The sequence below is a fragment of the Salinispora fenicalii genome, assembly GCF_000514815.1.
In the GTDB taxonomy this organism is placed as follows: domain Bacteria; phylum Actinomycetota; class Actinomycetes; order Mycobacteriales; family Micromonosporaceae; genus Micromonospora; species Micromonospora fenicalii.
This window is the reverse complement of sequence record NZ_AZWQ01000039.1, coordinates 1-11,259: the sequence shown is the minus strand read 5'-3', so window position 1 is coordinate 11,259 and position 11,259 is coordinate 1. Positions and strand designations below refer to the sequence as shown.

Annotated in this window: 11 protein-coding genes; 1 reads left to right on the top strand and 10 read right to left on the bottom strand. The window is 70.0% G+C overall.

What is annotated here, in order from left to right; genetic code table 11:
• Positions 1-214: 214 nt before the first annotated feature.
• Positions 215-871, top strand: coding sequence for an HNH endonuclease (locus tag B116_RS26860; RefSeq protein WP_082312837.1), 657 nt, complete (start codon positions 215-217; stop codon positions 869-871).
• A 401-nt stretch (positions 872-1,272) separates the two neighbouring features.
• On the opposite strand, the gene B116_RS0117580 is transcribed toward B116_RS26860, so the two are convergent.
• From B116_RS0117580 to B116_RS0117530, 10 genes are all read right to left on the bottom strand, one after another.
• Positions 1,273-1,476, bottom strand: a complete 204-nt coding sequence (locus tag B116_RS0117580; protein ID WP_026185874.1) for a hypothetical protein — start codon at positions 1,474-1,476, stop codon at positions 1,273-1,275.
• A 19-nt stretch (positions 1,477-1,495) separates the two neighbouring features.
• The gene (locus B116_RS25310; protein ID WP_050591884.1) at positions 1,496-2,059 is read right to left on the bottom strand and encodes a hypothetical protein; all 564 of its coding nucleotides are present in this window, start codon (positions 2,057-2,059) and stop codon (positions 1,496-1,498) included.
• A 258-nt stretch (positions 2,060-2,317) separates the two neighbouring features.
• Entirely contained in the window at positions 2,318-3,673 is a 1,356-nt protein-coding gene (locus tag B116_RS0117565) for a helix-turn-helix transcriptional regulator (protein ID WP_223874604.1), read from the bottom strand.
• A gap of 138 nt (positions 3,674-3,811) precedes the next feature.
• Positions 3,812-5,740: a hypothetical protein gene (locus tag B116_RS26850; protein WP_027660826.1), complete on the bottom strand. Its 1,929-nt coding sequence runs from the start codon at positions 5,738-5,740 to the stop codon at positions 3,812-3,814.
• Between the two features lie 589 nt (positions 5,741-6,329).
• Positions 6,330-6,596 carry a hypothetical protein gene (locus B116_RS0117555; RefSeq protein ID WP_027660825.1) on the bottom strand — a complete coding sequence of 89 codons (267 nt, stop codon included), beginning with the start codon at positions 6,594-6,596 and terminating at the stop codon, positions 6,330-6,332.
• A gap of 90 nt (positions 6,597-6,686) precedes the next feature.
• Positions 6,687-6,935 (bottom strand): DNA translocase FtsK, encoded by a 249-nt coding sequence (locus B116_RS0117550; RefSeq protein ID WP_027660824.1) that lies wholly within the window; start codon positions 6,933-6,935, stop codon positions 6,687-6,689.
• Positions 6,936-6,950: 15 nt separating this feature from the next.
• Entirely contained in the window at positions 6,951-7,409 is a 459-nt protein-coding gene (locus B116_RS0117545; protein WP_027660823.1) for a hypothetical protein, read from the bottom strand.
• Positions 7,406-7,888, bottom strand: a complete 483-nt coding sequence (locus B116_RS0117540) for a hypothetical protein (RefSeq protein WP_027660822.1) — start codon at positions 7,886-7,888, stop codon at positions 7,406-7,408. The genes B116_RS0117545 and B116_RS0117540 overlap by 4 nt, the downstream gene beginning before the upstream one ends.
• 120 nt (positions 7,889-8,008) lie before the next feature.
• Positions 8,009-10,222, bottom strand: a complete 2,214-nt coding sequence (locus B116_RS0117535; RefSeq protein WP_155255758.1) for a hypothetical protein — start codon at positions 10,220-10,222, stop codon at positions 8,009-8,011.
• Positions 10,223-10,305: 83 nt separating this feature from the next.
• Entirely contained in the window at positions 10,306-11,001 is a 696-nt protein-coding gene (locus B116_RS0117530) for a hypothetical protein (protein ID WP_155255757.1), read from the bottom strand.
• Positions 11,002-11,259 lie beyond the last annotated feature (258 nt).

The following is an 11,259-nucleotide window of genomic DNA, read 5'->3' as shown; positions in this document are numbered from 1 at the left end:
AGCCCGGCGGCGTGGTCAGCGACCCGGTCGGCTCACTTGTTGAGCCGCCACTGGTCTACGGTCTCGCCTCGAAGAACGCTGAGCAGTGCCTCTTTTAGGCCGGCAGCGGCGCTCCCGAACCGCGAGCGTCGAGCTGTCGTACCTCGGCCCTACGATCCGGGCCATGAGCACTCGGCGACGGGCGGTACGTAGGCCGCAGCCGCCCGAGGATCCGATGGCCGTCAGGTTCGGCAAAGCTTGCGCCGAATGCGGTCGCCACTGGATCCCGAGTGGACGCAAGGGCAGCGAACTTAAAACGCTGTGCCCTCGTTGTAGCGACAGGGCCCACGCGGCCAGAGCCTCCGCGCTCAGGGCAGCACGGCTCGCCGCCGCCCGGGATACACCGCTGGCGGTAACCGCCAAAGAGCGACGCGACCTCGGTACCGGGCCCTGCACCTACTGCGGTGCGCCTTCCTTCCAGGCAGACCACATCCGTCCGATCAGCCGCGGCGGCCTCGACATCGCCGACAACCTCACCCCCGCCTGCGATGACTGCAACAACGACAAGCGCGCGAAGCTGCTCGACCAGTGGTGCCCCTCGCGGACCGCGTACGCCGCCTCCCGCTCACCCAAGGTCGCGGCGGAACTTCTTCGCCTCCACCTCGAAGCCATGAGACGCGGTCGGGAGGAACAGCACCTCAAGACCGTCGCGGACCTCGCCGAGGCCGTGCGCAAAGCCCAAGCGGCACTGCACGACGCGGTGACCATCAGCCGCAACGCCGGGGTCGACTGGTCGGTGCTATCGACCTACACCGGCACCGACGCCAGCTACCTGCAGCAGATGTACGAGCGGCACGACCGGCGTGCACGTAATGGCAGGAGAGACCCATGAGGCCTAGTCGTAGCTTTCAGCCCGGAACCAACGGCAACGCTGGTCAAGCGGCGGCACGAGCGACACCCGTTGCCCTGCGGTAACGGGCTCTGACCAGCGCTGCCGTTGGTTTTCGGTCGATTACTACGGCTAGGCCAGCAGGCCTGCACCTGCTCGGTGGTGAGGCCGTCGACCTGGTCGCCGTCCTGGATGTCGACGGTCCAGCGCAACGGCCGGCGGTCGACGTCAACGCGGACCTGGCGGCCGTCGGGCATCTGGTAAAGGCCAACCAGCCGACCACCCCGCCGTCGCCGCCCTGCCGGCCACCGACACCCGGCCCGCCAAGGGCCGGGCCACACGCCGCCAAGGCGCGTGAACACCACAACGAGGTAGACAGCCCGGCTAGGCCGATGGCGCGTCGCTCAGAACGGCGCTGGACCGGGCGTGCGATCCCGTTCCGGTGTGGGCGGCTCCTGGCCAACGTCGGCCAGCTCCTGGGCCAGGTCTCGCTCGATCAGCTCGGCCCGGCCGTTTACGTGAGTACAGTGCAGCCGCTCGCAGGTGAACCCGCCGCCGGGAAGCGGCCGGTGGTACTGGTCGTAGACGGTGCTGTTGGCATCGGTCATGATCTTCATTCTTCTTTTCTCAGAGGTCGTCGTCCTGGTGGTCGACGACGTCGCCGAGCGCCTGCCCGAGCCGGCGCATCGCGTGATCGACGCGCAGCAGGCTGGCTGCCGTGTACGGGCGTGGCGTCGGCGCCGTACCCTTGTCGGCGGTCACGGTCAGCGGGTGTAGCGGGTCGGCGTCGACGTTGACCGTCAGCGTCTGAGACTCTTCAGCTTTCGGGTAGAGCTGCACGATCGCCGTACCCATGGTCGTGGTGAAACCAGCGTCCATCGATCCGAACAATTCCGCTTCGGCGGCGGCGTGCTCGACCGCCAGGCCCTGCCCGGCGATCTGCATGGCCGTGCCCGCGATGTCCGAGCCGATGTTGGCGACGTCCCACCAGCGGGAGAACCGCTGGTCGGCTGGCGATCCGGTCGCCGAGTCCAGACCGCCGGCGGCCGTGTTGACCAGCTTCGCGGCCTGCCACAACAGTTGTGCCTCCGGCGCGGGGTCGGCCACGGCCATCTGCTTGACCAGCACGTCGTGGAGCTGTTCGGCGATCTGGCGCACCTGCGTGGCGATGTCCTCGGGTAGGCCGCTCATTTGTCGTCCTCAATCACTGCGGCGGCGCGGTCGGCGGCGCCGCGGTCGGAGGGGCAGGGCATCGAAACCGGCTTGTGCACGGTGTCCTCAGCGGACGTCGAGCGGCTGGAGGGCATACCTGGTTCTCCTTCAAGTTCGTGGGCCTGGCGGTGGCGGTCAATTGGTCCAGGTGATCGCGGAGGCGAACGCGACTACTGCCCGCTCGACTCGCTCACGTTCCTGCGCGTCCATGTCCTTCTCCTTCGTGCGCGGGCCGTGTCAGGAGCTTGGTGGTAGTGCCCGTTCTAGGAACTCGTCGTATTCTGCGGCGTCTAACGCGCCGTCGAGGTGGAGTGCGTCGGTGATCGCCTGCGTCACGGCTTCTCTTGGGATGCTTTGGCGGCGTTCGGCCTCACCGATGATTTCGGTGATGGTGCGGGCGGCCAGGCGTGGCTCGTGACGCACGAGCCAGTCCAGCATCTCCGCCACGTCCTGGAAGATGGTGTAGTCGTGCTCGCCGCCGTGCATCTGGTGGCTCGTCGCCAACTCGTCCAAGACAGCGCCTCGGATCGTTCTGGCCAGCAGATGGGTAGGCACGATGGAGTCAAGGTCGGCAGCCACCGACCAACTCAACTCGGTGGCGATCTCCCGCACGGACTCCTCGGTGCGCCACCGCAGCGCCAGACGCTTGCGCAGCGTAGGTGACTCCCGGATCTGCATGGCGAAGGTGTTCGTGTACTGCTGCCACAGGTCGTTGACGCCGAGGGACAGGTGTGAACTGTCACGGTGGGCGGCCATAGCGCTGGCGGCACCGTCAGGAGAGCGACGCCGCTGCTCGGCCCACTCCTGGGCGACGACACGCGCCCACATGCTGCGGCCTCCCACGACCGCCTGCGGCGTCGGAACGGTGCTCTCTCCACGAGTGAGGTAGGCGCGCAGAGTCGACGGACTCAGTCCGGCGATCTCCGCCATCTCGGTCACCGTAACCAACTGGTCCGCAGCCAGCTCCGGTGCTGTCATCTGCACCACGCAACGAGACAACGCTCGTGAGGTGTCACTTCGCGTGGCGACCCAGGCCGCGAGGTGAGCGGTCCAGGGACCCTGCAAAGCGGCGTTGAGGTCGACGTCCTCGACACCAAGGACGCGCGCCCGATCACCTAGGCCACCGGTGATCATGTCGGCTGCGGTCACTGTCGAGGCAGCGGGAACCTGCCGCTGCACATGCACTTCGCTGGCCCAGTCGAAAATCTGCCCCGGCCGGTACCAGGTAGCCCCGTCCCACCAGTAGCCACCGGCACGGAACAGCTGGGCCGTCTTCATGAATGTCATGTACGCGCCCGACGAGTCGGCGTTGCGGTACAGCACCACCGAACGGCCATGCTCCGGATGCCAACGCACACACCACGCCAGGTCCAGACGCTTCGGGTCCGAGGTGTAGGCCACCCACCCGCCATCAGCGCACTTGTCCGTGCGCCCCCACATGTTCTCCCCGCGGTTACGACCGACAGCTTCTACCGCCCGCCGATCCTCGACCGGGATATGCGCATCGTCAACGAAGGGCAAACCCGGCACCGGATGATCCGTACGAAGCCCGTTCCCCACCGGCTCATAGTTGTGCAGCGTCACAGCTACCATCCTCCACTCGATACGCTGTAGATATCTACAGCGTACCCAACATTGTGAAGATGGCAAATATGCTGCCTATAAAGAACCCCTCTGGACGCATGACCATGCTGGTCAGATGCCGGAAAGTCCGCTGGTGAGCGGCCCGGTCTAGCGGTCAAGGCCGCCGGGAGGGATGCCCTGGCCGGGCTGCGCGGTGTGCGGCCAGTCCTCGTCGGTGCGGGGCTTCGGCATGGTTGCGGTTGCGGCGATGGTGCGGGCGGCGGTGTGGTCGCCTCGGCCCGCGGCGCGTGCCGCAGCGAGGGCGGCGTGGCGGCCATGGCCGGGCCCGGATCGCTCGTCCTGGCGGGCCTGCTCCCGGACCGCCCACTCGGCGCGGGTGGTGTTGCGGGCGGTGGTCGCTGCGGTGGCCTGGTCGACGACGTCGCGTCGCCGCGTGTCCTGCGCCGCCTGGCGGTGCTCGTCGTGGAGGCGGGCCGGGTGCGGCGGCTCGTGTTTGCCGGTCAACGCGGCGTCCAGCAGGGACCGTAGGTAGCCCAACGGCCGGTCCGGAGCGGTCAGCAGTTCCCGGCCGCCGCGGGCACGGTCGATCGTGTCGAGCAGCGTCTCGACGGTCCAGGCCGGACCGAGGCGAGCGCCGAGCGTGGCCGCCACCCGAGGCAGCGGCACGCCCTCCAGCCACTCCAAGGCCCGCTGAACGGCACGAGCAAGGGGGTACGCCCACCCGTGCCAGCCCGGACGGGGCCGCGGCCCCCGTGGGTTCGCACACGCACCCTGGCCCGTCCTAGGACGCGCTACCCGATGTGCCCCACCACTGCCTCGTGTCGTTGAGCGCGAAGCGCCGCCTTCCCCCCGACTCGGATCCCCCGACATCGGGCGAGTAATCGACGGTGGGCAACCAAAACCCCGAGACAAGCAGGAACTTAAGTACTCACCTTGAGACGCCAAGCGGGGGGGGAAGAAAATCCCGGTCTCGATCTGACGCGTGGCGATGGCCTCCACATCGGTCAGGAGGGTGTCGCGGGCCGCAGCGACGGCGTGGCGTAGCTGCGCGCGGCGGGCCAGAGCGGCGTGGTCAACCACACCGGAGATACGGGCGATGAGGGCGTCGAGGTCGTCCTGCGCGGCGGCCAGCAGCACCAGGGCGTGCTGCAGCAGGTCATCGAGCACCAGCAGCGCCACCGGGATGTAGGGGGCGCGGACGGCCGGGTCACCATGATGCACCGCGGCAAGATCGAACTGAGCCCGGTCGTTGCAGCGGCCCAGCTCGGTGCGCTCGGCCAAGCTCAGGCGCCGCCCGTGATGGGTGCGCGTGGCCCAGCCCAACGCCTCGGCACGCGCCCAGCAGTCCGTGACAGTGCGGGCAGTACAGCCAGCCAGCTGCGCCGAGCGCTCCCGACCCGGCAGCGCTCGGCGACCCGTGCGCCAGTCACTGTCGACCGCAAGCACCGCGGCGACCCGGGCCAACCGCGACGGCCGGCCACGCCGACCGGCCCGCGCCGCAGCGTCACGGGCAAGGAGGTCAGCCAGCAGCTCCACGGCGCGGCCACGGCCAGCACCGGCCGCGTACGCGGACACCGTGACCTGCAGCCGCTGCACCCACCCGGCCAACTCCGCTACCCGCTGCTCGGCCTCAGCCCGCTGCGCAAGCTGCGCGAACCGCGCCTCAACGGCGGCGGCCTCCAACGCCTGAACGTGCTCGTGGTCAGCGCGGACCTGCGCCAGCCACGACCAACCACACAGCCAACATCCCGGCGACGGCTCCTCCCCGCCGCACGCCGCACACACCGGGACCTCGTCAACGACAAGGGACGCCTCCAGGGCGGCGGCCCGCCGCTCGGCCGCCAGGCGACGACGCCGCGCGGCATCGGTGCGGGTACGCCAGCACGGAATGCACAGCGCCTCCGAGCCCTCACCCTCACGCGGCAGGCCCTGGGTGTCCCTACCAGCGCTCGCACAGGACACGCACGGGGTCTGCAGGCCGGTCGGATAGACGATCCGACGACGCGCACCAGCCGGCACCGTAAGGCGGGTCTGCCCAGTGCGGGTGGTCTCCACCCACACCCGCGACCGGCCCATGTGCACGATGCACCGCGTCTGCCCCGGGGCAGCTAACACCGCCTGCCCACGTGCAGCGCAAACCGGGCAATGACCCGACGCGACCACCCGCTCCGCAGCCACTACCGCGCCGCTCATCGGCCCACCGCCACAGACGCATGGCGTGGTGAAACGGCCGCAGCCTGCTGCGCTGCGACACAGGAGAGGGCTGGGCGCCAGCGGGCGTCACCGTGACACGCCGAAACAGTGTCTAGAGACAAAGGTGCACCCAGCCCGGGGCCAGGTGCTATGGTTGCCTCCGAGCTTGTTTTGAGCCTCAGACCCTGGCTATCGCCGCCAAACGAAAACAGGGTGTGGGGCTCGGTTTTTTTTGTGGAGTTAGGGGTTGAGCGGTAGTAGCGCTCCCTCAAGATCTGGTCGTAACCCGGCGATCTTACGTCCCCGCCCGCGCCCGATGGGGCCCCAACACGCGCGCATCGACAAATGTCCACGATAGACGATTGCTGTGATTGCGGGCATACCAGGACAAGCCAGGCACTCTTGTGTGGAAAGGGAACCCACAGTTGGGCGGCCCGCTGGAGCGGGCCGCCCGGCTGTCGGTGGTAGATGCTCACGCGGGCAAATGAATGGTGTCGCAGTAGACGGCAACGCCGGTGCCGTCGTGGGCGTACAGCTCGCCGTACCGATCCGCAGGTCCGTCCACGGCGGCGAGCAGCCGGGCGGCTTGGTGGTAGGCCGAGTCCATGTTGGCGGAGGTGAAGTAGGCGATCGCCTGGGGGTTGTCAGGGTCGGGATCGCAGACGATATCCAGGCGGTATTCGTCGGTTGCGCCTTCGACGTGTGACTCGAAGGGCTGGCGGGTGGGATCAGGCACCATTGGTGGTGCTCCTCTCATCTGTTGCGGATGGACAGGGAGTGGCGGGCGGCCCCGGAGCTTTGGTAGGGCGTGGGGGCCGCCCGCGCCGTGTTAGCGGCTGGTGAGAGTGGCGTGCAGGTGGGGTAGGTCGGCGGGACGCATCAGGACGTCGCGAGCCCCGTTAACGGCGGGGCCGACCACTCCCATCTCGTGCAGGGTGTCCATGAGTCGGGCGGCGGTGGCGAAGCCGATGGACAGTTTGCGTTGCAGCATCGCGGTGGAGCCGAACTGCGAGTCCACGACCAGCTCGGCGGCAGCGCTCAGCAGGTGTCGCTCGTCGTGTGAGATCTGGTGGTTCACCTGGTTCTCCTGTCGTTAGCGGCGGGCGGCGAGGACGGCGATGAGCCATGCGGCGGCGGCGCCGGCGGTGGCGGTGAGCGTCTGGGGCCATCCGCCGCCGGCGGCGATGGACATCAGGACCGCGGTGACGGTGGCGGCGTGCAGGACGTAGCTGGCGATGTGGGAGCGGCGGCGGGCGAGTACGCCCTGGTGCAGGGCGGCGAGGGACACGGCGGCCCAGCCGGCCCATAGGGTCCAGCCCCACGGGCCGTGGGTGGAGGCCCACGCGGTGGTGGCCGGTAGTAGCAGGGTGTGGACGGCGACGACGGCGGCCAGGGCGAGCAGGAGCCAGCCGGTGTAGCGGGCGGCGTGGGCTAGGCGGCGGCGGTCGGCCCAGACGGTGCCGATCGTCGTCACGCGGCGGTTGGCTGGCCAGTGGTCGCAGCACCGCACGGCGGTGTCGTGCTGGTGGGTGCGGGCTGCGGGCTGGCTCATGATGTCTCCTGGGTGGTGGCGGGCGGCTGGCTCGTGATGGCGGGGGTGTGCCGGTCGACGAGGGCGGCGTACCGGGCCTGGGCGGTGTCCATGTCGGTGGTGGCGGCGGCGAGCGCGCGGGCGTCACGGGCCCGGTCAACAGCGGTCAACGCGAGTGCTGCCACGGCGGTGGCTAGGAACACGCCACCGATGATTGGGGGGCCGGCGCCGTCGGCGGCGAGGTGCCCGGCGGTGGCCACGGTGCCGAGCAGACCGCTCGCGCCGGCCACGACCGGCCACCGGCGGCGGCCGGTGTGGGCGCGGTGACAGCGGCGGGCCGCGGCGCGGATGGCGTCGTCGGCGGCGCGCATCCGCGCCCCGGACAGCTGCCAGGCAATCAGCTCAGCGGTCAGGACATCGATGCGCCGCTGGCGCGCCTCGGTGGGTGCGCTGCGGGTCAGACGGCCGATCTCGGACTCGATCTCGGTGACACGGGACACGGGGTGCCTCCTTCACAGACGGTGACCTAACAGGGGGTCTCATAACAGCGGCCGGGGGAGGGGGTCGTCCCCTGCATAGGGGCCCCTCACAGGGGGGAGGGGCGTACGGGTTATGACGGGTTATGAATTACTGGCCGTAACCGTGGTGGCCGTGGTGGTGGCGGCCTCGGGCGGCAGGTACTGCCCCGTCGCTGCCCGCCCATCCGGGGTCTGCGGCCGGGTGATGCGGCCCTGCTGGGCGAGCTGGGTCAACGCGTTGGACACCAGCTGCGGCGTGGCGGTGCTGTCACCGGCCTCGTGCAGCGCGGCAAGGATGTCGCGCGGCCCGGCCGGGGCGTTGGTGGTGCGCCAGATCTGACGCACCGCCGCCTCTACCCGGTCGGCGCGGGTGCGGTACCCGGCCAACGGCGTCGGCTCGGGCGTCGGGCCGGCCGGCTCTACGGGGGCAGGTGCGGCGGGTTTACCGAGTTTGGCGAAAATCGAGGTGATGGCCGAGGCCATCGCGGATTCGGCGTCGCGCTCGGGCGCGCTGGCCTGTGCCGAGCTGCGGGCGCGGGCGCCGCGCAGGTCGGCCAGGTACTCCTCGGTGACGACCTGGTGCCGGTCGGCGTAGGCACGTCCGGCGGCCTGCGCCGATCCGGCGTCCAGGTCCCGCTGGTGGTGCCGCCGGTTCCAGGCGATCTCGTCAACTTTCGGCCCGTCATGCAGCACCGGCTTGGACGGATCCGAGGTCTGGACGTACTCGATCTTCGCCCGGACCGGCTCGCCGTCGCCGAGGCGCGCGTAGCACTCGCCACGGTGGCGCAACGGGGGCAGCTTGTAGTTGCCGGTGACCCGGCCGGCCTCCTGCTCGTCACCGGACATCAGCACGATCTCCCGACCGATGTTCGCCGACGCGTCGCCGCCCCGGTCGCCGAACTGCTGGTGCACTCCTCGCTGGGTGGCGGCGATCAGGTAGATGCCGGCGGAGGCCACGGCCTGGGTGCACTCGGCGTACATGTCTCCGGCGGTTACCTCCGCCCCGTCATAGCGGGCCTTGACCTTGGTATTCAACGCGAAGCTGGCCTCGTCGATGTAGATGAGGATTTTGCGGAAGCCGTGGCGTGCGCTGAATGGCTGGTCCTGGCGCCAGCGGGCGATCTCCATCGCCGCGATGAGCATGTGCAGCACACCCTCGGCGTCGGCGCGCACCCAGTCCAGCGGCGGCCGTGCGCTCTGGCCGAGGTAGGGCTCCAGCCACGGGCCGACCAAGTCGTACAACTTCCTCGTGCCGGCCACCCAGATCAACGCGTCCTCACACCGGGTCACGTCCACCCACTCCCGATGCAGGTAGGCACTCTTGCCGCCGGTGGTCGCGCCGAGGATCCAGGCGTGCCGGGCCACATCCACCCCGATCGGCATCCCGTCCATGCCCCACAACGCGTGGCAGGGCTCGGCCAGACGCCGCCACACCGGCCGACCGGACGCGTCGACCAGCTCATCGGGCTGCTCCCGATAAGGGCGGACTCTCTTCATGACGTCCTCGGTGTTGGCCTGAATCGTGTAGATGCCGACCCGGTCCGGGTCCTCGCTGATGCTCACCCAGTCCGGGGCGATGTCGCGGCGGGTGATGTCGCGCAGCGCCAGGGCGATACGCCGCACGTCGTGGTCGTCGAGCCTGGGGGCCTGTTCCACGCGGACCCGTCCTTTGACCACCCGGCGCAGCTCGATCGGCGCCCACGCCTGCACCCGCGCCCCGAACGGCCGATCCGCCGGGCCGACCATCCGCGGGTCAGAGATCCGCAGCCAATCCAGACCAGCCCGACGCACCGCCAGACGCAGCAACCAGGCCAGATGCGGCTCACCCTCACGCGGCCCCGACAGATCCTCGGCGGTCAGCGCCAACTGGCCGTGCGCCGTCGTGGTCAACGCCGCCGCGGCCGGAGCCGGCCGGGCCGGCGGCGGCGCGTACCGCAGCAGGTACTGATGCACCCGCGCCAACACCCACGTGCTCCCACCCAACGCGGGCAGGACCAGCGCCCACACCGGCCACATGTCCGGCAGCGTCAACGCCAGCATCGACCAGCCCGTGTAGACGGTCACCGCCGCCACCAGCCACCCCACGATCCGGGCCTTCGCCGGCTCACCCAGCCGGGCGAACATCGGCGAGATCCGCACCAGCATCCGGGCGCCGAACGCCGCGGCCGCCGCGAGCAGCACCGTGGCCAGGCCGGCGATCCACACCGCGGACCCGGTGACCAGCCACACCGCCACCCACACCGCGCTGCACAGCGGTGCGACAACGGCCCAGAACGTCTTCCACTCAATTCCCACCGCTGCTCGCCGCCTCGTCACGACGTTCCTCCTTGCCGATGTGCCTGGTCAGGGGGTTAGGGGTGCCGGGGCCGCGCCGCTGGTCGGCGCGGCCCCGCGCGCGGTCAGAACCCGATCGAACGGGCATCCGCCTCGTACTGCTCGGCCTGCGCCTCGTAGAACCGCGCCGCCAAGATCTCCCGCGCCGCTTCCGCCTCGGCCTCACGCGCCGCCACCGCGTGCTCGTGGGCCACGTTCACGTCGCGGATCGTGCGGGCGGCCATCTTGTGGTTTTCCGCCGATTCCTGGTTGTCCCGGGCGTCACGGCGGTACTGGTCAGCGGCGTCCCGGCAGGCAGACGCCCGGGCCTGCAACGTCTCGGCCTTCTCGATCATCTCGGCGTAGCGGTTCGCTACCCGCATCGCGTCCTGGTCAGCGCTGGTGCTGCTGGTCGTGATCGTGCTCATCTCCGGTCCTCCAAACTGGTCACCAACAGGACCCACCCCATGCGGGGTGGAATGCAGCGATGTCGACACAGACCGGCGCCACCACCCGCTGCCAGCAGCGGCCCCGGAGTCAAACGGCGCGGTACGCGGCGCCGAACGATGCGACCGGGCCGACCCGGTCGAGCTACCTGCATGGCTCTTGCTCTGTGGGCTGGTGATGTCGTCCAGGTCCACGTCGATCACCGTCTCCGGCCCCAACCCACCCGGCGTAGCCCGCGCATAGCGCTTCGGCTCGTCCTTGCCGGGCTTGTCCCCGGTCTTGCGGTCCCCGGACTTGCTCTTACGCGCCGCCCGCACCAGCCCCACCAGGCCCAACAGCGCCGCCCCGCCCGCCGTCCTGGCCCTACGCCGCCCGTCACCGGTCGGCCTACCGCCAGAAGCGGGGGCCTTAGGCAGCTTCGGGGCCTTACCGGCCGGGGCCTTGCCCCCGCCACCAGGGTTTTTAGCCCCACCACCAGGGGTTCTACCGCCAGCAGGGGTGTTCTTACCCCGACTAAACGGCCACCAGCCGCCGCCCTTGCCCCCACCGGCCGGCCTCCCGCCGCCGGGAGTCTTCCCACCCTTCGGAGCCTT

Excerpts from the sequence above, each read along its gene's own strand:
- B116_RS26860 (WP_082312837.1), top strand. The coding sequence starts at position 215 with ATGGCCGTCAGGTTCGGCAAAGCTTGCGCCGAATGCGGTCGCCACTGG.
- B116_RS0117580 (WP_026185874.1), bottom strand. The coding sequence starts at position 1,476 with ATGACCGATGCCAACAGCACCGTCTACGACCAGTACCACCGGCCGCTT.
- B116_RS25310 (WP_050591884.1), bottom strand. The coding sequence starts at position 2,059 with ATGAGCGGCCTACCCGAGGACATCGCCACGCAGGTGCGCCAGATCGCC.
- B116_RS0117565 (WP_223874604.1), bottom strand. The coding sequence starts at position 3,673 with ATGGTAGCTGTGACGCTGCACAACTATGAGCCGGTGGGGAACGGGCTT.
- B116_RS26850 (WP_027660826.1), bottom strand. The coding sequence starts at position 5,740 with ATGGGCCGGTCGCGGGTGTGGGTGGAGACCACCCGCACTGGGCAGACC.
- B116_RS0117555 (WP_027660825.1), bottom strand. The coding sequence starts at position 6,596 with ATGGTGCCTGATCCCACCCGCCAGCCCTTCGAGTCACACGTCGAAGGC.
- B116_RS0117545 (WP_027660823.1), bottom strand. The coding sequence starts at position 7,409 with ATGAGCCAGCCCGCAGCCCGCACCCACCAGCACGACACCGCCGTGCGG.